Origin of the sequence: Pediococcus inopinatus (assembly GCF_002982135.1) — a bacterium.
In the GTDB taxonomy this organism is placed as follows: Bacteria; Bacillota; Bacilli; order Lactobacillales; family Lactobacillaceae; genus Pediococcus; species Pediococcus inopinatus.
Genome location: NZ_CP019981.1, coordinates 1,806,347 through 1,829,197, shown reverse-complemented (window position 1 = coordinate 1,829,197; position 22,851 = coordinate 1,806,347). Strand labels below are relative to the sequence as shown.

The 22,851-nt window shown below is 39.4% G+C and carries 20 protein-coding genes; 18 read left to right on the top strand and 2 right to left on the bottom strand.

Annotated features, from left to right (window positions below; all coding sequences use genetic code 11):
* Window positions 1-53 precede the first annotated feature (53 nt).
* The 4 genes from PI20285_RS09120 to PI20285_RS09105 all read left to right on the top strand — a co-directional run bounded on the left by PI20285_RS09120 (window position 54) and on the right by PI20285_RS09105 (window position 4,578).
* On the top strand, window positions 54-704 hold the full coding sequence (locus PI20285_RS09120) for an ABC transporter ATP-binding protein (protein WP_057773819.1): 651 nt from the start codon (window positions 54-56) through the stop codon (window positions 702-704).
* Window positions 701-1,474 carry an ABC transporter permease gene (locus PI20285_RS09115; RefSeq protein ID WP_057773821.1) on the top strand — a complete coding sequence of 258 codons (774 nt, stop codon included), beginning with the start codon at window positions 701-703 and terminating at the stop codon, window positions 1,472-1,474. The genes PI20285_RS09120 and PI20285_RS09115 overlap by 4 nt, the downstream gene beginning before the upstream one ends.
* Before the next feature lie 133 nt (window positions 1,475-1,607).
* Entirely contained in the window at window positions 1,608-3,035 is a 1,428-nt protein-coding gene (locus tag PI20285_RS09110; RefSeq protein ID WP_057773823.1) for an APC family permease, read from the top strand.
* Window positions 3,036-3,165: 130 nt separating this feature from the next.
* Complete coding sequence (locus tag PI20285_RS09105; RefSeq protein ID WP_057773826.1) at window positions 3,166-4,578, top strand: C69 family dipeptidase; 1,413 nt, start codon at window positions 3,166-3,168, stop codon at window positions 4,576-4,578.
* 212 nt (window positions 4,579-4,790) lie between these two features.
* Here the strand turns inward: PI20285_RS09105 and PI20285_RS09100 are convergent, their stop codons facing one another.
* The gene (locus PI20285_RS09100) at window positions 4,791-6,080 is read right to left on the bottom strand and encodes an ISL3 family transposase (protein WP_245080578.1); all 1,290 of its coding nucleotides are present in this window, start codon (window positions 6,078-6,080) and stop codon (window positions 4,791-4,793) included.
* Window positions 6,081-6,270: 190 nt separating this feature from the next.
* Window positions 6,271-6,879: a C40 family peptidase gene (locus PI20285_RS09095; protein WP_057773769.1), complete on the bottom strand. Its 609-nt coding sequence runs from the start codon at window positions 6,877-6,879 to the stop codon at window positions 6,271-6,273.
* Window positions 6,880-7,002: 123 nt separating this feature from the next.
* Here PI20285_RS09095 and PI20285_RS09090 point away from each other — a divergent pair, with 123 nt between their 5' ends.
* The 14 genes from PI20285_RS09090 to PI20285_RS09025 all read left to right on the top strand — a co-directional run bounded on the left by PI20285_RS09090 (window position 7,003) and on the right by PI20285_RS09025 (window position 22,831).
* Complete coding sequence (locus PI20285_RS09090; protein ID WP_057773767.1) at window positions 7,003-9,372, top strand: ATP-dependent DNA helicase; 2,370 nt, start codon at window positions 7,003-7,005, stop codon at window positions 9,370-9,372.
* 249 nt (window positions 9,373-9,621) lie between these two features.
* On the top strand, window positions 9,622-10,902 hold the full coding sequence (locus PI20285_RS09085) for a NupC/NupG family nucleoside CNT transporter (RefSeq protein WP_057773765.1): 1,281 nt from the start codon (window positions 9,622-9,624) through the stop codon (window positions 10,900-10,902).
* Window positions 10,903-11,180: 278 nt separating this feature from the next.
* Window positions 11,181-13,751 carry a DUF7601 domain-containing protein gene (locus tag PI20285_RS09080; RefSeq protein ID WP_057773763.1) on the top strand — a complete coding sequence of 857 codons (2,571 nt, stop codon included), beginning with the start codon at window positions 11,181-11,183 and terminating at the stop codon, window positions 13,749-13,751.
* 108 nt (window positions 13,752-13,859) lie between these two features.
* Window positions 13,860-15,338, top strand: coding sequence for a SpaA isopeptide-forming pilin-related protein (locus tag PI20285_RS09075; protein WP_057773761.1), 1,479 nt, complete (start codon window positions 13,860-13,862; stop codon window positions 15,336-15,338).
* A 92-nt stretch (window positions 15,339-15,430) separates the two neighbouring features.
* The gene (locus PI20285_RS09070; RefSeq protein WP_082623278.1) at window positions 15,431-16,255 is read left to right on the top strand and encodes a class C sortase; all 825 of its coding nucleotides are present in this window, start codon (window positions 15,431-15,433) and stop codon (window positions 16,253-16,255) included.
* A complete protein-coding gene (locus tag PI20285_RS09065) occupies window positions 16,256-16,945 on the top strand; it encodes a class A sortase (protein WP_063698630.1) in 690 nt (229 codons plus the stop codon).
* Window positions 16,946-17,039: 94 nt separating this feature from the next.
* Window positions 17,040-17,957: a ribonucleoside hydrolase RihC gene (gene rihC, locus PI20285_RS09060; RefSeq protein ID WP_057773756.1), complete on the top strand. Its 918-nt coding sequence runs from the start codon at window positions 17,040-17,042 to the stop codon at window positions 17,955-17,957.
* Window positions 17,958-18,202: 245 nt separating this feature from the next.
* Window positions 18,203-18,445: a type II toxin-antitoxin system PemI/MazE family antitoxin gene (gene mazE / locus PI20285_RS09055; protein ID WP_057773754.1), complete on the top strand. Its 243-nt coding sequence runs from the start codon at window positions 18,203-18,205 to the stop codon at window positions 18,443-18,445.
* Entirely contained in the window at window positions 18,438-18,779 is a 342-nt protein-coding gene (locus tag PI20285_RS09050) for a type II toxin-antitoxin system PemK/MazF family toxin (RefSeq protein ID WP_057773752.1), read from the top strand. The genes mazE and PI20285_RS09050 overlap by 8 nt, the downstream gene beginning before the upstream one ends.
* Window positions 18,780-18,933: 154 nt before the next feature.
* Window positions 18,934-19,692: a 16S rRNA (guanine(527)-N(7))-methyltransferase RsmG gene (gene rsmG, locus PI20285_RS09045; RefSeq protein ID WP_057773750.1), complete on the top strand. Its 759-nt coding sequence runs from the start codon at window positions 18,934-18,936 to the stop codon at window positions 19,690-19,692.
* Window positions 19,682-20,545, top strand: a complete 864-nt coding sequence (locus PI20285_RS09040) for a ParB/RepB/Spo0J family partition protein (RefSeq protein WP_057773748.1) — start codon at window positions 19,682-19,684, stop codon at window positions 20,543-20,545. The genes rsmG and PI20285_RS09040 overlap by 11 nt, the downstream gene beginning before the upstream one ends.
* Window positions 20,546-20,585: 40 nt before the next feature.
* Complete coding sequence (locus PI20285_RS09035) at window positions 20,586-20,771, top strand: DUF951 domain-containing protein (protein ID WP_057773746.1); 186 nt, start codon at window positions 20,586-20,588, stop codon at window positions 20,769-20,771.
* A 221-nt stretch (window positions 20,772-20,992) separates the two neighbouring features.
* Window positions 20,993-22,099 (top strand): redox-regulated ATPase YchF, encoded by a 1,107-nt coding sequence (gene ychF, locus PI20285_RS09030; RefSeq protein ID WP_057773744.1) that lies wholly within the window; start codon window positions 20,993-20,995, stop codon window positions 22,097-22,099.
* 30 nt (window positions 22,100-22,129) lie between these two features.
* Window positions 22,130-22,831 carry a DUF1129 domain-containing protein gene (locus PI20285_RS09025; RefSeq protein ID WP_057773742.1) on the top strand — a complete coding sequence of 234 codons (702 nt, stop codon included), beginning with the start codon at window positions 22,130-22,132 and terminating at the stop codon, window positions 22,829-22,831.
* Window positions 22,832-22,851 lie beyond the last annotated feature (20 nt).

Sequence of the window (22,851 nt, the reverse complement as noted above, 5' to 3'; positions counted from 1 at the left end):
ATCCAGACAGGCTATAATGTGATCAATAAAGCAAAACGTTGGGAGATGGCAAAATGGCGGCAATATTAGAGCTTCAAGAAGTCGGTTATCGGGTTGAAGACAATCAAATTTTACAAGGAATTTCTTTATCAGTCGAAACGGAGGATTATCTCACCATTACAGGGCCTTCAGGCGGAGGGAAAAGCACCTTGTTACGAGTTCTGTCTTCGTTGTTAACGGCCACTGAAGGAAAGATTTTGTTTAAAGGACAAGATATTAGTAAAAAAGATCCTATTGAATACCGACGACAAGTTTCATACTGTTTTCAGCAACCAACTTTATTTGGGAGAACCGTGGCGGATAATTTGGATTTTCCTTTTCAAATTCGTAATGAAGAGATCAACGTGGCAAAACAACAAGCCGCGCTGCAGTATGTAGGATTACCAGAGGCCTATTTAAGCAAGAAAATTACAGAACTATCTGGTGGTGAAAAGCAACGAGTAGCTATGATTCGTAACATTATGTTCTTACCGGATGTGCTGCTTTTGGATGAAGTAACTGCCGGGCTGGATGAAGAAAATAAAGATATTGTGCATAACTTAATTGAACATTTTCACAAAGATCATCACGTGACGATTTTGTCGGTGACGCATGATGCAACGGAAATTCAGAAAGCTAATCACTTAATTACCATCTCAAAGGGAAGACTGGAGGTTGCACAATGAATCTTGATGTAAGTAATTGGTCGTTATCGTTAGCCACATTGCTGGTCATGGTGGCTTTATGGATTGGCTATCGTGAAAAGCTTGGAATTGACCGGGAAATTATTGTGGGGGTTGTTCGTGCTGTCATTCAACTCTTCGTGGTTGGGTATTTATTGAAATATATTTTCAAAGTTAATAACATTTTCTTAACCCTGGTCATGATTTTTATCATTTTATTTAATGCTTCCTGGAATGCACAAAAGCGAAGTAATGGCATGACGCACGCGTTGCCAATTTCGTTTGTCGCAATTCTTACGAGTACTGGAGTTACGCTGGGAGTACTAATCTTGTCTGGCGCTATAAAACTTGTCCCATCACAAGTGATTCCAATTTCAGGAATGATTGCTAGTAATTCGATGGTGGCAATTGGATTGTGCTATCGCAGTATGAATTCACAATTCCGTGATCAACGGCAAAGTGTTTTAGAACGGCTCGCTTTAGGCGGTACTGTGCGAGATGCTTCAATCGGAATTTTACGGGAAAGTATTAAAACGGGCATGGCACCCACTATTGATTCGGCAAAAACGGTTGGAATTGTTAGTTTACCAGGGATGATGTCTGGACTAATTTTTGCGGGCGTGGATCCGGTCCGGGCAATTAAATACCAAATCATGGTCACTTTTATGTTACTTTCGGCAACTAGTATTGGCTCTGTAATTGCATGTTACCTCGCTTATCGAAACTTTTATAATGAGCGCAAACAACTGAAAGAAATGACTAACAATGATTAACTAATAAAACCGTGAGAAAAAAATTAGCAATTTGTGAAAACGCTCACTAACATCACAGGAAGCCCTTACAGTTATCCGGTATAATAGAGGCAAATATTAGAATGGGGAGCTGGTTAAATTGGGAGACACGAGCATGAACACAAAGCAATTTCGCTGGTTTACAATTGCACTGATCGCGTTTAACACTGTTTGGGGATTTAACAACGTTGTGAATAATTATGCGCAACAAGGCGCATCCGTTATTACATCGTGGATTATTATTTTAGCGGTTTATTTTATTCCGTATACATTAATGGTTGGTCAACTTGGTTCGACGTTCCAAAAGAGTGGTGGGGGTGTTAGTTCTTGGATTGACGCAACTTCAACACGTGGATTAGCTTACTTTGCCGCTTGGACATATTGGGTAGTCCACGTGCCATATTTGGCACAAAAGCCACAAAATATTTTAATCGCCATTAGTTGGGCGTTTACAGGAGCTGGAACCTACTTCAATCATTTTTCAACAGCTATTTTTTCGATTTTATGTTTAATTGTATTTCTATTTTTCATGTGGGTAGCTTCAAGAGGGATCACAACGCTTGGGGTCATTGCAACGTTGGCTGGGACGGCCACCTTTGTAATGTCGATTCTATTTATCTTTCTCGCCATCGCGGCACCACATTTGCCAAACGTTACTGCAGCGACACAAAACTTAACCCATGTTAAAACTTATATTCCAAACTTTAATTTTAGCTATTTTACAACTTTATCGATGTTAGTTTTAGCAGTTGGTGGTTCTGAAAAAATTGCGCCGTATGTTAACAAGACGAAAAATCCTTCCAAAGAATTTCCACTTGGAATGATTGTGTTGGCCGTCTTGGTTGGTATTTGTGCCATTGTTGGATCAATCGGAATGGCTATCATGTTCAATAGTAAAGCAATTCCCAAGGATTTGATGATGAACGGGGCTTACAGTGCTTTTCAACGGTTAGGGCAGTATTATCACGTTGGGAATGCCTTGATGATTACTTATGGATTAACTAATTCCATTGGCCAAATTGCAGCCTTAATCGTTTCAATTGATGCGCCCCTTCGAATTCTCCTTTCTGGTCATAATGATGAATATGTACCTAAATCACTAATGAAGCTCAACAAGCATGGTGTCTTCATTAATGGATACAAAATGACGGGAATCTTAGTTGGAATTTTAATTGTTTTACCTGGACTCGGAATTAAAAATATTCAACAACTTTACAATTGGTTACTGAACTTGAACTCAATTGTCATGCCGCTTCGTTACTTATGGGTATTCGTAGCCTTCATGCTTTTGAGTAAACATATGAATAAATTCCATTCAGATTATATGTTTGTTAAAAACAAGAAAATCGGTTGGTTACTTGGATTCTGGTGTTTCATTTTTACAGCTTTCGTGTGTGTCTTAGGGATGGTTCCTAAAGTTAATTTTTCTGCAGACCCTCACGGATGGCTTTTACAGTTAGGCTTAAATATTATTACGCCAGTTGTGCTAATTGCCCTTGGTTTTATCATGCCAATGATTGCACGACGCGGCAAAAATAAATAAGAATTTTTAAGAAGTTTGTTTACTTAATTGTGAACAAGCTTTTTATATTAATCTATATAGCACGTTTTCTGGTAGAATAGGCTTATTGACACAGAAATGGAGACGATGAAACGTGAGTAAAGTAACCAGCATGTGTACCTCAGTTTTAGTAGGAAAAAAGGCCAGTTTAGATGGTTCAACAATGATTGCAAGAAACGAAGATCGGTATTTGCCGATTCATCCAAAGAAATTTTATATGCACCCAGCTGTTAAGGGGCAAAAAGTGATTTTAAAGTCCCAATTAAACGGTTTTGAAGCAACGTTACCAGAAAACGGCTATCGTTATACAGCAACGCCAGATGCCGATCCCAGCAAACTTCACGAAGGTGTGAACGATGAAAGTGGGATTAATGAGAAAAACGTGGCGGTCAGTGCTACCGAAAGTACTTACGGAAATGAACGCACGTTAGCATACGATCCTTTGGTTGAAGACGGATTAGGTGAAGATTCGCTTGAAACGATGGTTCTTCCTTATGTGAATTCTGCTGTTGAAGGTGTCCAAAGACTAGGCCAACTAATCACCAAGTATGGTTCTAATGCCGGAAATAGTGTTCTTTTCAGTGATAAAAAAGACGTTTGGTACATGGAAATTGTGACTGGTCATTACTGGGTCGCTCAACGTATTCCAGATGATGCGTATGCTGTAGCTGCTAATGAAGTTGCGATTCAACAAGTTGATTTCAATGATCCCGATAATTTCATGTGGGCCGATGGAATTCAAGAATTTGTTGAAAAACATCATTTGAATGTGGACGATGAGGGTTGGAACTTCCGCCATATTTTTGGCACATTTAACGAAAAAGATCGCCATTACAATACACCACGAGTTTGGTACGCACAAAAATTCCTGAATCCTGAAATTGAACAGGATCCAGAATCTGGTGAGCTGCCATTTATTTGTCATACATCACATAAAATTTCGGTCGAAGATGTGGAATTTATTTTGGGTTCCCACTATAACGAAACACAATACGATCCTCTAGCACCTGGTGAAAGTGCAGATAAATATCGTTATCGTCCAATTTCAATGAACAGAACGCAAAATTCACATGTGCTGCAGATTCGTAATGACGTGCCAGATGAACAGGCCGCAATTTATTGGTTGAACTTTGGGGTGCCTTCTTTCAGTCCTTACGTACCGTTCTACAGCAATGCGACGGATACGGACGACAGTTATAAGAATACAGCCATGAACTTTAATTTCGATGATGCTTACTGGATGTATCGCACATTATCGATGATGGTGGAAAGTCACTATCCACAATTTGTGCAAAACTCTCGCGATTACTTAACAGCAATTCGGGAAACGCAGCGTCGTCATTTGGAAAATACAGATAATAAAGCGCGCGACTTGTCCGGAACAGCTTTATCAGATTACTTAACTGATCAAAATAAAGTTTTAGTTGCTGAAATGCGTAAACAAACCGTTGATTTCATTGGGAGTTTGGTTGTGCAGGGCGCCGGATTGTCGAAACTGACGTTTAATATGGATAAGAATTTATAGGATTAGAATTGAATAGCTAAATAGTTTAAAAAGCTGATTTCCTCCATAAAAATTGGGCTGGAACGCTGTGGACGCAAATTTGAGATAACTTGTTGGCTCAAATCTTGGTCTTATTGTAAATGCTAAAACACATACAATAATTTGGGTCTCTGTCAAACTGTATTGGTAGAGATTTTTGAAGGCATGTTCACTTCGGTGAATGTGCTTTTTGTTTACTCATGAATTAAACTGATACGAATGAAGAAGTTATGAATATTTCGAAAACCAAAACAGCTACGCTTTAATACCTTGATTTTGCGATTAAGTCCTTCAATAGGACCGTTAGAATACGGATAACGACAACTGTTGAGCACTGCTGAGCCGTTCTTAACGAAGGTTGAAATGGTGACGTCCATTTGATTACCAGCTACTTGGTAGTTGGTAATCAAATTTTTAAATCCCGTGGCATTCTTTTGGTGGATAGCAGTTAGAATGCCTTGATAAGTTTGATACACAGTTTTGAATTCTGGAAATTCATCTAAGGCAAGGTCGATGGCGTTCTGTTGGGTCATATACTCGTTAATGCCTCGTAAATAGATAAGCTTAGTGTCATTGATTTTCTCTTCTGCCAAATGAAATAAACGCCATTGAGATTTAAGGATGCGGTAAATGCGTGAATGCTTATCTTGAAAAGTACGGATAATACATGTACGTTCATTGTCTAGTGCACGACCAGCAAGCTGAATAATGTGGAAACGGTCAATAATCGTGACAGCATTCGGGAATAAACGATGAATAAAGCTAGCATATTCGGCGTTCATATCAATAGTAATTGTTTGAACTTTCGCACGTTCTTGAACTGAATAACGAGCTTCAAAGTAATCAATGATATCCTTACTGAGACGATCTTTGAGGGTCACAATGCGGCGATGACTAACGGCATCGCAACAGTTAAAGGACATTAGATGATTACAGGAACGAAATTCATCGAAACAAAGATTTGGCGGAAGTTGCTTAACACGGTAAGCCAAGTGAATATTTGCATTTAAAATACGTTGAACACTACTTGGTGAAATGCCACAAATTTTAGCGATTTCTTTACTGGTCAGCATGTCACGAGCTAGCACAATGACCTGATGTTTAACATTGTGGGTAAAAGTTTCATTACGTCTAACGAGGTTAGTTTTAGCTCCACAGGTTTTTAAACAATGTTGGCATTGATATCTTTGTCGTCTTAGCTGCATTTCATAACGTCCGCCTGATAAGGTTCCCAACCTTAGATGACTAACGTGGGTACCGTTTTTAATTAGACTTTTATGGCCACAATGGGGACATTTCACAAGCTGATAAGAAAGGTTGGCGTGAACGACATGAATTCGTTGTCCATTCGGGCAACGTTTCTTGGTAACACCAGTTACGGTTATATTTGGGTCTGTCATTTCAAACAAGCTTAAAATAGAATTAGTTAGGGACATCTGTTTTTCCTCTTTTCGATTTTGTTTGGCGATTAAATCGTAGCACAAAGAGGACAGATGTCCTTTTAATTTTCAAAATAAAAACTGGTATCAGTTATTCACCAATACCAGAAAGTGTAGACCCAATAATTTCACAGCGGATCCCATGTTATTACGGGAATCAGCTTTTTAATCGAAAAAAACGACTCTTGCATGAAATCCTGCAAAAGTCGTTTTAGTTTTTAAGTGTCGTTTTAAATTACTTAAGATCCATCACATGCGCATAGCCAGCAATGTAAGGTTTCCAATAAGATGCCATGTAGCTTTCTTTGATTACGCCACGGTCTTGCGCATCAATCATTTGGTTATCACCAGAAACGACAATCCCCACATGATCAATTGAAGCGCCACCGTTATAACTGAAGAAAACAAGGTCTCCAGGTTTAACGTTATCATGAGAAACATGATCAAAAGCGGCATATTGAGCTGCGGCCGTTCTTGGTAATGTTTTATTGTAGGCATTATCAAAGAGGTATTGGGTTAAGCCAGAGCAATCAAATGTGTCTGGGCCAACAGCTCCCCAAACATAGTTCTTGCCAAGTTGTTTGCGCGCTAAGTTGATCAAAGTACTGTAGCTTTTAGTTGCTTTTTTGGTGCTGGTTTCAGACACTTCTGGTTTGGAGTCAGCTTTGATTTGTTGAGTTTTCTTAGGAATACTAAGCGAAGCCAAACAGTCTTTGTGGTTGACAGTTGTCTGAATTCCTTGAATTGGCTTAATGCTGTCCGCCGAAATTGTAGATTGACCGAAGAAGATCGCCAAAAATGTGGTAAAGAATAGTAAAATAGGTAATGCAGATTTAATTTTCATAAGTACTCCCTTAATTATTTGACCGAATTTAATAATCATAACAAGCTTATATTACGGAAAGTTAACAAAACTGTTTTAAAAGTAAGTCGAGATATTACTAAATGTAAAGAAAGGACGGCACGGATGACAGCTAAAAAAATAGGTATTCGGGAACTAGTTGAGTTTGTTCTCCGTGCTGGTGACCTGAATTCTTCGAGTAATAGTCAAAATACGGCTTTAGAAGGAGCTCGAATTCACCGGAAGCTTCAAAAGGCGGGTGGCGAAAACTATGAAAAAGAAGTTTACGTGAAACGGACAGTTTCCATGGCCGACGAAGACTATGTGATTGATGGGCGCGCAGATGGTGTGATTCAAACTGATGATCAACTCTTAATCGAAGAAATTAAAACGTCGGATCCTGATTTCGAGGATTTATCAGAAAATACACTGACCCTTTATTGGAGTCAGGCCAAAGTTTATGGAGCCATTTTGACCCATGATTTGGATATGCCAGAAGTTACTTTACGCCTAACGTATTACCAACGGACAACTGACAAAATCACCAAAACAGAGCACACCTATACACACGAAGAACTTCAGAAATTCTTTGACGGCTTAATTGAAGAGTATAGCAGCTGGCTAGTCATGCGCAGTGATTGGCGGAAAACGCGAAATCAAAGTATCAAGGACCTAGATTTCCCATTTGACGAATATCGCAATGGCCAACGAGATTTGGCGGTGGCGGTCTACAAGACGGTTGCCTTGAAGAAACGGTTATTTGTTGAAGCACCCACGGGAACGGGCAAGACGATTTCAACCTTATTTCCTAGTATTAAAGCGATGGGTGAAGATTTGTGTGATCGCTTATTTTATCTAACCGCCAAACAAAGTACCCGTAGTGTTGCGGAAAAAGGGCTGCAATTGATGGTGGAAAAGGGTTTGCAGATCAAAAGTATTACGTTAACGGCCAAAGATAAAATCATTTTTCCTGAAGAAGTGGACGTTGCACCAGAAGATAATCCATATATGATTGGCTACTACGATCGCTTGAAGGATGGCATTCGCGACGTTTTTGAAAACGAAAATCAAATTACGCGGCCAACCATTGAAAAGTATGCGAAGAAACATACTTTAGATCCGTTCGAGTTTTCACTAGATATTTCGACCTTCGTGGATGTCATTATCTGTGACTACAATTATCTGTTTGATCCGATCGTGTATCTGCAACGGTTTTTCACCCAACCTGATGATTCTAATTTTTTCTTGGTTGATGAAGCCCATAATTTAGTGTCGCGATCGCGTGATATGTATACTGCCGAAGTCGATGATCGGGTAACTGATGATTTAATTAAAGCTGGCAAAACGGCTAGTAAAAACGAAGATATTCAAGGAATTACCAATCAGTTAAAGAAAGTTCAGACGGTTTTTGATCAAGTAAAACTTCCCTTGACGGAACAACACAAAACCCAAGCAATAACGACTGAAGAGTTGACTGGGTTTCGACATGGGTTAGAGAAGTTCAATACTTTTGTGTCAGATTGGTTGGCGAAACAGGCGCCGACCCCTTTTACCTCCCAAATATTAGATTTTTATTTCACCTTATTAAGGTACGTCAAAATTTCAGCTTTCTACGATGAAAGTTATCGCGTGATTGTGACAATTAATGATGACCAGAGTGTAAGCGTGAAAGAGTTGTGTTTGGATCCGAGTCCGTACTTAGACATGTCATTAAAAATGGGGCGTGGGGTGGTCTTCTTTTCGGCCACGTTATCACCAATGGATTATTTTAAGGAAACGTTGGGATGCGCCGAAAACGGACTGACGTTACAGCTAACTTCGCCATTTATAGAAAAACGGCAAAATATTTTGATTACGCAATATGTCAATACAACCTATCGACAACGAGAAAATAGTTTGGCCAACATTGTTTCAAGCATCTTTGAAATGGTGAATGCCAAAAAGGGAAACTATCTTATTTTTTGCCCGTCATACAAATACATGACACAAATTGAAGACGCCTTTCTTCAAAAGTATCAACAATTCAATGTGATTGAGCAAAGCAATCAGATGAATGAAGAGGCCCGCCAAGAATTTCTCGATGCGTTTGCGAAAAATTATCCGCATTCGTTAATTGGTTTTAGTGTGCTGGGTGGTATTTTTTCTGAAGGAATCGATTTGGTGGGTGATTACTTGATTGGGGTGGCAATTGTGAGTGTTGGCTTGCCGGGATTGAGTGATGAACGCAATTTAATTCGAGACTACTTTGACCAAAAAAATGGCAAAGGATTTGAGTATGCTTATCAACTACCGGGGATGAACCATGTCCTGCAGGCGGCGGGACGCTTGATTCGTAGTGATCAGGATGCCGGCAACGTACTCTTGATGGACAACCGGTTTAGCAGTCAGCGCTATACACAGCTGTTTCCACGACACTGGCAAAACTATCAGCGGGTGTATTCAATCGATCAGTTGGCAAAAAATGTTCAGGAATTTTGGCAAAATTTGAATGAGTAAAAAATCAATTCGAAAATATGAAGCATAAATTTTTGAATAGTTTTCAGAATGAAAATGACCGAGTAGTGAAATATTGCCACTACGTTTCAGTCAACTTTCAGGCTGAAAGCTTTTTTGTTTTAGATGGGTAAACAAGGTCAAAAGGGACCTATCGGATATTTGCTTGTTTACAGCGTGCCACTTAATCTGTATATTATATAAAGACTGTTGTAATTGTGGGGATTATATAGGAAGAGGGAGCTTGCAGACATGTACTTACTCATTAATATTATTGGAATTCTTGTTTTTATCGGTGTCGCGTTTTTGTTCTCCAAAGATAAGAAACATGTTGATTGGCGTTCAGTGATCACGATGTTAGTGATTAACGTCTTCTTGGCCTGGTTTTTAACGGGCTTCTCGATCGGAATTGACGGTGTTAAAGCAGCTGCCAATGCGTTTAATTGGATGGTGCAAATTTCGTATTCAGGAATTGGTTTTGCTTTAGCGAGTTGGGTGGACGTCAAACAAATGGACTTTGTGACAAGTTCGTTATTACCCATTTTGATGATTGTGCCATTATTCGATATTTTGACTTATATTGGGTTCCTACCTTGGTTAATTAAATGGGTAGGTCGTGGTTTGGCATTTGTTACGCGCCAACCAAAATTCGAATCATTTTTCGCTGTTGAAATGATGTTTCTTGGAAATACCGAAGCACTTGCTGTTTCGAGTTTACAATTGAAACAAATGAAAGCTCAACGCCTGGTAACGATTGCCATGATGTCAATGAGTTGTGTGACAGCTTCGATTTTGGGAGCCTACATGCAGATGATGCCCGGTGAGTACGTGATCGCCGCAGTTCCAATTAATATTGTGAATGCAATTATTGTCACAATCATTTTAAATCCCGTGACTGTAACGCCGGAAGAGGATACCATTGCCAAAATCGGTGGAAGTTCACAAGTTGAAGAAAATAATCAAACTACCGATACGAGTGGCTCTGAAGACTTAGCAGAAGCACAAGTTAAAGAAGATATGAAACCCAAGAAAGAACCATTTTTCTCATTCTTGGGAGATTCTATTTTAGGTGCTGGTAAATTAGTGCTAATTATTTTAGCGAACGTTATTGCATTCGTGGCCTTAGCTAAGTTAATTGATGAAGGATTACAATTAATTTTCCCATGGTTAACTTTGGAAAATATTTTAGGAGTGATCATGTTCCCATTTGCTTGGCTTTTAGGGTTAGATGTCCCAACGGCCTTCAAATTTGCCCAATTCATGGGAACCAAGCTGGTTACCAACGAATTTGTCGTTATGGGAAAAGTTTCTCCTGTTGTTGATACGTATGCGCCTCATTTCAAGGCGATGCTAACTGTTTTCTTAACTTCTTTCGCAAACCTTTCAACGACCGGGATGATTATCGGTGCGTTTAAAGGAATTGTTGATCGTAAGAAGAATGATGTGATCTCTAAAAACGTGGGCTACATGCTGTTATCCGGTGTGTTAGTCTCGCTAATGTCAGCCGGCGTGGTTGGGCTGTTTAGCTGGTAGAATCGAAAAATTAAATAAATAGTTCAATCCCCTGGTGGTTGATAAGTGAAAGTTTGCTTATTAACTGTCAGGGGATTTTTTAATTCCAAGAACTCAATTTTAGAGTGGTTATTAAATATAGTTATTTTTCAAGATTATATGCTTAACTATATTATTATTGAAACCATAAGAAAAACATGAGTATATTGATTCCAATCTAGATAAAAGCCATATTATGATTCCGATAAGATAGATACGATAGTGAGCTGCAATTGACGCAGTATAGGAGGAATAACGGTATGACCATGAGAAAAGTTTACTCGGTTTTAATGATCTGTCTGTTACTCTTCGGGATAGGATACCCTGCTACGGGAGCCTTTGCTGAGGAAGACAAAGACGATCAATTTAAGATCACGGAGACAGAACTGACAAACGAAAATGGCGAAAAACTAGAGGAGGTTGATGCAGACAAGCAAGCGAACGCCAAGTTTCACTTGAAGATGACTGGAAAGCAGGCTCGTGAAAACGATAGTACAGTTTTACAATTGCTTGGGTCAGATAGTTTAAAGATAGCAAGTAGTGCACAACAAATTACGCCAGAGGTTGTTAACGGGACCTTTGTAAAAGCGCCGACAATGACTTTTCAGTATGAATCAAGTCTTAATAGTTACATGTTGAAGTGGAATGAAGCAGATTTTGAGAATATTGAAGATGATCAGGTATTTGATTATGAAGTGACACTTCCACTTGAAGTTCAAACGATTACCGAAGATTCTAAAGCCAATATGGAAATGAAATTTAGTGGTTTGACAGAGACCATCAAATTTGGATCTCTTTCGTTTTTAGCTCCTGTTGAAAATGAAAAGGTTGAATCAGAGGAAAGTACAGCGACTGACAAAGAATCTGAAACATCTTCCAAAGCAAATACTGAGAGTAGTGAAAACAATGAATCAGAGGATGATGCGGATGCGGACGCCGATACTGAAAGTATTGCAGGAAAGGCTGCTAAAGCAATCGAAAACATTGATTTGCCAACTTTGCCTGACCGGACTGGTAATCCATTGGGTGTTGCAGCGAACTTCCATATTTTTGCAGAAAATTTTGTGGCTGGTGGGCATGCCCATACTAGTGGAAACATTGCGGTTAATTCCTTAACCAATACTTCTGGTATTGGTAATGAGAAACGTGATGAGCATTGGCAAGAAACTAGTTATGTAAAGAATTATGATGGCTCAAAAAATGAAATTAGTTTTAGAACCGGTGTTTTTGGTAATAGTCATAGTTTAGTACCGGATGAAAATGATAGTGGAACTTGTTTGACTGGTGGACCATTGGGAACATCATTAATTAGATATCATACCAGTGACGGTAGCGAGTCAAGTAATCCAACTGGAGCTGCAATTAATGAAAATTGGATTGATGTCACGAGTACTTTAAGTCAATTAGATGCGACAAGAGATGACCTAGTTCGAACACCGTATGCAATTGACTTTAATGACACTCGTTATTTGACGACAAATGATGATAATCGGGTAGTGTTAAATTTTGAGAATGAATTGATACAAAATACATTTGTTATTAAGGTCAATAATTCACAAATAGCTGGTAAAGAATTGGACATTAAATTACGAAATGATCAAAATGTCATCTTTATTGCATCGCCAAATAGCGAAGGCACACTGGGTGCTGCTCATATGAAAATAACTGTTGATGGTGATGATGTTGGTGCCGATCCTGAAAGTGGAGGAAATGAATTTAAGTATTCAATTTTGTGGGTAATTCCAGAAGAATTTAAGGACATCACACTTGTTGGTAGTAGGTTCTTTGGATCCATATTGGCACCGACCCAGAAAGTTACAAGTACAACTGACTTTAATGGAACAATTGTTGCTGATACCTATACAGGGTCATCTGCTGAAACGCATTCTTGGACGTACAACCCAACTAAACCAGTAGATCCTGAACCAGAAACTACCCAATTAGTTGTCCAAAAAACAGTTGATGGTAGCGACGAGGACAAAAATAAAGACTTCAAGTTTGTTATTACACGTTTAGATGATGAGACCTTTACAGGTTCTCTCAAAATAAGAATTAATGGTTCAAGCGAGGAAGTTGACCTTAACTTTAAGGATGGTAAATCAGAAGAAATTAGTTTGAAGCATGGAGAGCATGTTTCATTAACCGTACCAAATGGATCTAAATTTTCCATTAATGAAACACAAGCGCATGGGGCAGAAACGAGCATTGATATCGCAGGCGAAGAGGGTTTAATTAGTGGCACACAAACTGGGCAAATTGAAATGGGAACTGAAGAGACCGGTAAGAGCCATATTGTTAACTACACAAATAAATTTGACGAAGAAGAACCAGAAACTAAAGATCTTAAAATTAAAAAAACAGTGACTGGTAATGTTCCAAGCGGCACTAAATTCAAATTTAATTTGAGTATTGATCCAAAAGAAGCGGGTAGTTATAAATACTCAATTGACGGTGGTACAGAACAAACCATTGAATTTGATGAAGAAGGGAACTCAACTTCTTCAATCGAATTAGAAGCCGACCAAACTGCCACAATTAAGGAACTGCCAGAGAATGCAAAGGTCACAATTACTGAAATTGACGCAGATGGATACAAAACAACAGTTAAACATGATGAAAATGATGCTGAAGACAAAAAAGAAATCACAATTGATTTTGAAAATATCAGCGCTAGCTCAACTTCAGTCGTATTTAATAATCATTTAACTGAGCCTACAATGCCTGTAACAGGTGGAATTGGAAACTTTATAGTTATTCTCGTTGGTTTTATATTAGTAGCCTTGGGTGGCTTCTTGTTTAACAAAAACCGCCGAGGTAGCTTAAATGGATAATTGGATCATATTGCCATTAGTACTGGAACGGCGAGGCTAAATGAATTTTTATTGAGCGTCCGAGAAAAAATCAAAGAGGGTAATAGCTAAATATTAGGAGGAAAACACATGACAGTAAAGAAAAAAGGGCTTTTTAAAAAAATTGGGGCCGGCCTGCTGGTTGCAGCAGCCATGGCACCTTTAGCACTTGGGTTAACAAGTATTAAGAGTGTGAGTGCAGCGGAAACAGATTTTACAATTAGTTTGCATAAAATGGTAAAAAACTCTGATGATGCTCAAACTATCGAAAGTGACGGGGCTGAAAAAACTGATATTCCAGGGTACGAAGTCTATGATAAAAAAACAGATGGGAATGTTGAGTTTTCAATTTTCGATATTGAATCAACTTTTGAAGCTTGGAAAGATGAGCAACCATCGGGGCAATATGCAGATGACGAAGAGGCCTTTAACGCTTTTCAGCAGGAATTGATCTCCAAGTTTTCAAAAGATGCCGAGGGTAATGATTTAACTGTTGACGAAATATTGGCGGCACAAAGAACATATCTTACATCTAATGGTTTAACTGCTGTACACACGATTGACACTAAGAGCGAAGGCTGGACAGGAAATACTTTCAATTTCAATAAAGAAGGCATTTCAAATGAAGGTAAATATTTAATTCTAGAAACAGATGCTGATTCTAGTCAAGCAACTTCGATTTCGGCACCGTTAATTTTTGGACTTCCGCTGAAAGATCATGAAACATCAAGTAAAATTCATCTATATGCCAAAAACACAGTTCCCAAAACCGACCCAGGTTTGGAAAAACAAATGCAAGATCCTGAGGATATAACAAAATATATTACAAAAGCAGGCGTTGAATTTACTCTAACAGGGCCGAATGGGAGTGTTACTAAAACAACCGGGGAAGACGGAAAAATTGAAATTCAAAAGCTTTCAAACGGAGACTATTCCCTTGAAGAAACTAAGACTTTAGATGGATGGAAATTACTTGAAGGTAAATTCTTATTTAATGTTAATAACGGAACACTTACAAAGCGTGAAGGATCAGCTGATTGGGCTACATTAACAGAGCCTACAGATGGTAGATGGGTCTTTAAAATTGACAACTTCTTAACGACTGGAGATAAAGACTTTATTAAAGTCGATAGTGAAGATGAAGAATTAGTTTTAGAAGGTGCTGAGTTCGTTGTTACTAATAACAACACGGACACACGTAAGTATGCGCAACTAGATGGTAATAACAAATTTGTTAAATGGGTAACCAATCTTGATAATGCAAGTGAGATTACTTCAGATGACGATGGAAAATTATCTGTTTCTGGATTGCCATATAACGGTGAAGGCACACGATACTATCTCCAAGAAACTAAGGCCCCAGCTGGTTATGGATTAAAGAAAGAATTAATTCCTTTCACAATCAATTCCGGTAGTTCGGCAACTTCTGATCAAGAAATTGAAAATACAAAGATTGGTCTTCCAACCACTGGTGGTATGGGAATCTGGTTATTCGTCCTTGTTGGTGCAGTAATGATGGGTGGCGCAGGATTTTACTACTACAAATCACGTAAAAACAAATTAGTTTAATCACTAATCTGACTTTTACAACATAAGTTTTATCAACGATAAGGATGAAAACTCATCCTTATTGTTATACATAAATAGTAAAAATAAATTTTATGAAGGAGGTGTTAGTCATTAAGAAAAAATGGCTAAAACGAATACTTGCAACGCTAATATTTGTCATCGGGCTGGGAATTCTGGCCTTCCCGTTCGTTTCAAATGCAATGTCGCAACAACAACAGCACCGCATGATCGACACATATAATGACGTTTCGCGACATAGTAAGCAAGCCGTCGTTGTTTCCACCTCCCGCATTAATAAAACGTTGTCCTGGTTTAAAAACCCGTTTCAACAGTTTAATGTCAAAAAGGTAGATAAAGACAAAAAATCACACACGATGAATGGAATGCTGACTCAGGTTGAAATGTTGGGAACGATTAATATTCCTGGTATTGACTCAAAATTACCAATTTTTAAAGGAACTGCGGATCTTCAATTAAGTGAAGGCGCCGGGCTGATGGAAAAGACTTCACCACTAGATGGCAAGAAGGGTTCGCATAGTGTGGTGACGGCTCACCGAGGGTTGCCTGGAAGCAAGCTCTTTACAGATTTGCCCAAATTAAAAAAGGGTGATCGTTTCTTCATTAATTCGAAGGGTAAGAAGATGACTTACAAAGTCGATCGAATCAAAACGATCAAGCCGACCGAACTAGGTAATTTTGCGAAGGATGATAATTATAACTATGTGACGTTGATGACTTGTACGCCATACATGATTAACACGCATCGTTTGTTGGTTCGGGGACATCGGATTCCAAACGAGAAAGAACCAGCCCCTAAGAAACAAATTCCGTGGATCTGGATCGGTCTCGGAGTAATTGTAGCTGGAGGCGCTGCATATGGTGGCTATCGTTGGTATAAGAAAAAGAAGGTGAAGTAGATGAGCCGAAAATTTAAAAAGTGGTTAGTCGCCAGCATCTTTTGTGTCGGATTGATCATCGCGCTGATTGGCTTGTTAAGTAATCCGCTAATTCAAAACATGGGAAATGAAGAAGTGGATAACATGACACCCAAAAAAGTGGAAGCTTCCAAACGAAAACCAGCCAATTTTGATTACTCATCTGTTAAAATGCTGAATCCCGCCAGCACGACTTGGGGTACCGCCAAAGATTTTGTTCAAGGGGATACATCAGACTATGCGCCAGTTGGAAAAGTCGCCATTCCAAATGTTTCGCTGCGACTTCCAATTGGGAAAGGTCTGGGCCACCAGGTGCTTTCTCGCGGTGCTGGAACGATGAGTGAAGATCAACAGATGGGTCAGGGAAACTATGCCATGGCTGGCCATTATATGACGAATACGCAGATTCTATTTTCCCCATTAAAACGAGTTAAAATTGGGGATATGATTTATTTAACGGATATGCAGAAAGTTTATCGTTACCGAACTTACAGCAAACGCACCGTTCCTAAAAATGAGGTTGAAGTTCTAAAAGAGGTTGCAGGGAAAAAAGTAGTGACTTTAATTACCTGTGCGTCGCCATATGCGAATGAACCTAACCGGATCGTGGTGAAAGGAGAACTTGTGGGGACGAGTACCGACTTGAATCAGTACAAAAATATTTTTGGTTAGGCCAAGCACCTGTAAAGAATTTAGACTATTAAAAATCCGAGAATCCAGTACAATGGAGGTTAGAGAGATCTAACAAATCGAGGAGGGCAAAACAATGACCACCAAAATAATTATAGACTGCGACCCAGGAATCGATGATGCTGCGGCAATTTCTGTAGCTTTGAATAATCCAGCATTTGACGTCAAACTAATTACAACAGTTGCCGGCAATGTAACTGTCGATAAAACCACTAAGAATGCTTTGAAATTAGTGCACTTTTTTAACAAAAAAGTACCGGTGGCTAGTGGTGCCGAACAACCTTTACTGAAGCCGTTTGAAGATGCAGCGCGGATTCACGGTGAATCAGGAATGCCTGGCTATGATTTCGATGAACTGGTCGGAGATACTGTGAAGCATTCCGCAATGGAAGCTTTGTACCTTACCATTATGCGCAGCGAGGATCCAATCACCTTAGTTCCAACGGGAGCTTATACGAATATTGCACTACTTTTGGCAGTTCATCCGGAAGTTAAGTCTAAAATTTCTCGGATCGTTGCCATGGGGGGTGCTTTAGGCCGTGGCAACATGACCAGTGCTGCTGAGTTTAATGTTTTTACCGATCCTGACGCAGCAAAGATTATGTATGCCTCTGGAATTCCGATCGTAATGATTGGCTTGGATGTCACAATGAAGGCGTTGCTTACTCCAAAAACACTGGATACCGTTGCAACTCTGGGTGAAGCAGGGAACATGTTGGCAGCCATTTTCAAACATTATTATGAAGGTCATGAAGGTGGCATCCCAATGCACGACGTCAACACGATTTGTTACTTATTACATCCGGAGTTCTACCAAATGGCAAGTTACTGGATTGATGTGCAAACAAGCGGTCCGGCGATCGGTGAAACAGTGGCCGATATTCGCGGGGCTTATCATCAAGGGAAAACGAACGCTGAAGTGGCAGTTGGCATTGATGCCGATGACTTTAATCAGTGGTTCATTGAAGAAGTGCGGAATATGAAAGTCGAATAATTAAAAATAGAGTGAACTTGAAACAAGATTTCGCACAAAAATGTGAGAGCTTGTTTTTTTGTTCAACTGAAAAATGTCCAAATTAATTAGTAGAAAAACGTTCATGGCGCGTAATTTATTTTGTGAGAGTTGTGATAGGGTTGTAGAAGACCGTTTTTCTTGTAAACACGGTGTGTATACGATATGATTTGAGTTGTTAATGATGACTTTATAATTTCTAGAATACAATGATGAGGAGAGAAAATATGGCAATGGATCAAACAATCAAGCCTCGACACGTTGGTAACTCCACAGTCCTAACCGTTCCCGCAAGCATTAAACTTGATGAAAATGTACGCTATTTTGTGACTAAAGGGCCAGAAGGAGAAATTGTGTTTATGCCAAAAGTTCAGAACCCATTTAAAGATCCCAAATTAATGAAGAAAATCACTCCACAAAAATCAGAATTTGAAGATGTAAAAAGATTAGGGCGTGAATTTGATGACTGAGTATCCTCATTGTCAGGACATTATCTACCTAGGTTTTGATCCTTCTACGGGCAAAGAGATCAATAAACGCCGTCCGGCAGTTGTAATCAGTGTTACGCCGTACAATAAGTTGGTTGGTTTGTGCGTGGTGTGTCCTATTACACATACTAAACATGAATTTGGTTCCGTTAAAGTGCACGACATCAAAATTGATGGCTATGTTAATGCATGGCAAATTTACTCATTTGATTACCGGAAAAGATATATGCAAAAAGTGACCACAATGTCGGCAGCGGATTTTAATTTAGTCATTCAAAATTATACGCAAATTTTAGAAAATGGAATGAGTTTGTGAATTACACAGAAAAGATGCTAATCAAACGATTGGTATCTTTTTTAACAGATAAACAGGCTTAGTTAGCCACTATAGACAAGTCTTACCTTGTTCCATCCGCTTATTTTGTTTATAATAATGTGGAACACTTAATGTTTCACAATGGAGGAACAACATGAACCCAGAAGAATTTCAGCAGACACTTGCGGCACATGGTATCAACCTATCTGAAACGCAAATGGCACAGTTTCATACATATTATCAATACTTAGTAGAAGTGAATGAACACGTAAATTTAACGGCGATTACCAGCCTTGAAGACGTTTATTTGAAACACTTTTACGATTCAATTTTACCAGGAGTCCAAAATCCGGCTTTATTTGAGCAACCAATTACGTTGTGCGATGTGGGTGCCGGTGCTGGTTTTCCCTCAATTCCTCTAAAAATCGTGTTTCCCCAGTTGCAAGTGACAATTGTGGATTCTTTGAATAAGCGCATCACTTTCTTACAAGAGTTAGTGAAAAAATTGCAATTAACAGACGTTACACTTTATCATGACCGTGCGGAAACCTTTGCGGCTCCTAAGCTTGGTCATCGCGAATCCTTCGATCTTGTGACAGCGCGGGCAGTTGCGCGGTTATCTGTTTTGACGGAGCTTTGTTTACCACTAGTCAAGATCGGCGGCCAATTACTGGCACTGAAGGCGAGTCACACCCAAGACGAACTTACAGATGCCGACAAAGCGATGCAAGTTTTAGGCGGAAAGTTGACTAAAGATGAGCATTTAGAGTTACCCGTTTCAGGTGATGAACGCCATTTAGTTTGGATTGAAAAAATTCGTAAAACGCCAAATAAATATCCGCGTAAACCGGGCACACCAAATCGTGAACCCATTGCCAGCCAGAAAAAGGAAGTTACCAAGCATGACAAGTAAATCTAAACCTACAATGGGCGCCGAAAAGCTTTTGCGAGATGAGGATAGCAAACAAGTTGTAGAGATTAATCTAGACGACATTCGTCCCAATCCTTATCAACCACGCCATAATTTTGATTCTAAGGCTTTGCGAGAACTTGCAAATTCTATTCAAGCTTCTGGAGTCTTTCAACCCATTATTGTGCGCCAGCCACTTTCAAACGCTAATCATTATGAACTGATTGCGGGCGAAAGACGCTATCGAGCTGCTAAAATGGCCGGTTTACATACAATTCCAGCGCTGATAAGCCAACTAAACGATGCGGAAACAATGGAAGCTGCAGTGATTGAGAACTTGCAGCGTGAAGATTTGACGCCGCTAGAAGAAGCGCAGGCTTACGATTCATTGATGGCTAAGCTAAATTTTACGCAGGCTCAAGTTTCAGAAAAATTGGGCAAAAGTCGTCCGTACATTGCGAACTATTTAAGACTTTTACGGTTGCCACAAGCAATTAAAAAAATGTTGCAAGATGGCGACCTATCGATGGGCCAAGCACGAACCTTGCTTGCTTTGAAGGATCGGCATAAACTGATCCCATTGGCCAAACGAGTGATTACTGAACATTTGACTGTTCGTCAATTGGAAAACTTAGTTAATCGTTTGAATGAACAACAAGTCACAAAAAAACAGACCCTCACGAGTGCGCACAGAGAGTCACCATATGTCCGTGAAATTGAAGAACAATTACAGGAAAAATTTGGTACCAAAGCCGTTATTGACCAGAAGAGCAAGGGCGGTAAAATCGAAATTAATTATGTGTCAAATGATGATTTAAGTCGGATTTTGAGTTTGTTAGATATTTCATTGGATTAGAAAAGAAATTGTATGAATACAAAGCAGGAGGAAAAACGGCATGTATGATCTACATGATATTGTTGAAATGAAAAAGCCACATGCTTGTCAGGCTAATGAGTGGCAAATTATCCGCATGGGCATGGACATCAAGATTAAGTGCATGAATTGTGGTCACATTGTCATGCTTTCTCGGCGTGATTTTGAACGCAAATTGAAGAAAATTTTGAAAAAGGCAGAAGCTTAAGTATAAGAGCAGAAGAGTTTTGCAGCCATAGTTAATTTACGGTTGTGAGACTTTTTAATTTGTCTTTTTAGGATTAGCACTGTAAACGAGCGATTATGCTAAATTTAGCAATGCTTTTTAATGGATCGTTAGAGTTGCCTCTGTCCCTTGATGGCCTTTTTTGTTACTATATATACTGTATACACTTAAATTAAAATTATTAAAAAGAAAGCGTGTGAAGAATGTCATTAACAGCAGGAATTGTTGGTTTACCAAATGTTGGGAAGTCAACTTTGTTTAATGCAATTACCAAAGCAGGAGCCGAAATGGCTAACTATCCGTTTGCAACGATTGATCCTAACGTCGGAATGGTTGAAGTGCCAGATGCTCGGTTGGATCGGATTCAAGAAGTTGTGCCAGCCAAAAAGATCGTGCCCACAACCTTTGAATTTACCGATATTGCTGGAATTGTTAAGGGTGCCAGCAAGGGCGAAGGTTTAGGAAACAAGTTTTTGGAAAATATTCGTCAAGTTGATGCCATTGTGCATGTTGTCCGGGCATTCGATGATGATGAAATTACAACTGTTTCTGGAAAAGTGGATCCAGTTGAAGACATCCAAACAATCAATATTGAGTTAAGCATTTCCGATTTAGATGCTGTTAATAAACGCCTTGGTAAGGTCCAACGCGCTGCTAAGAGTCGTGATAAGGACGCTTTAGCTGAGTTAGCTGTTCTTGAAAAAATTCAACCAGTTTTGGAAAGTGGCAAAGCGGTTCGTTCAATTGATTTCGACAAAGACGAACAAAAGATTGTGAGAAGCTTGTTCTTATTGACTTCAAAACCAGTTTTATATGTAGCAAACATTGCCGAAGATGACATGGCGGATCCCGAAAATTCCAAGTACTACCAAACCATCAAGGACTATATTGCGCAAGACGACCCTGATGCAGAGGTTTTAGGAATTTCTGCTGAAACTGAAGAAGAAATTGCTGAGCTTGAAGATGCAGATAAAAAAGATTTCTTAGAGGCTGAAGGAATTGAAGAACCCGGATTGAACCGCTTAATTCGGTCTTCTTATAAATTATTAGGTCTAGAAACATTCTTCACGGCTGGTGGTCCTGAAACACGAGCATGGACTTTCAAAAAGGGAATGACAGCACCTCAATGTGCAGGAATTATTCATTCTGATTTCGAACGAGGCTTTATCCGTGCTGAAACAGTTTCTTATGTTGATTTAGATGAAAAAGGTAGCATGCAAGCTGTTCGTGAAGCCGGCAAGCTTCGTTCAGAAGGTAAAGAATACGTTGTTCAGGATGGAGATATTATCGAGTTCCGGTTTAACGTGTAAACAAGCACAAATAGAGGAGAGAATTCGCATATGAGTGAAGATAAAACAACCGAAGAACGTAATGCTGGCAAGCAGCAGGTTTCAGCTGGCAAAACGAACCAAACATTTACCAAGCGGAACGAAGACTTTATGTTTCGGCTTAAAAAAGAATTAAGTGCAAGTGATGTTGCGGTCGAAAAACAAAATGAAGCACTTGAAGAAACAAAATTACGTTTACTTGCCGGTCAACTAAAGGGCGAAACGGCGAAACAAATTTATGGCACGCCAACCGACCGTGTGAAGTCAATCGTTGAAGGACCTAAAAAGGCGCCGGTAGAAACAAAATACTGGATGAAAGCTTTGGATAACGGAATGGTCTTTCTCATGATCTTTGCTTTAATGTTTGGAATCATGTTGATTGCGCAGCCTAAGTCCATTACTAGTGAGCCAGGACCTGCAGGAATCACCGCGATGTTAGCAATTTCGATCATTGGTGGTGCATGCGCGCCATTCTTGACGGATCGTTTGCAACCAACAAGCAAGAAAAAAGAAAGAACTTCTATTTGGAAGACGATCGGAATGGCTACAGGGATGATTTTGGTTTGGATGGTAGCCTACATGGCGTTCTCATCATTACCACAATCACTGAATCCTGTGTTACCATTTGAAGCATACTTAGTCTTGGCAGCTGTTTTGTTTGGCGTTCGTATGTGGTTCAAACGCCGCTACCACGTAACTGGTGGATTTTTATAGAATATCTTAAGAACAATTTT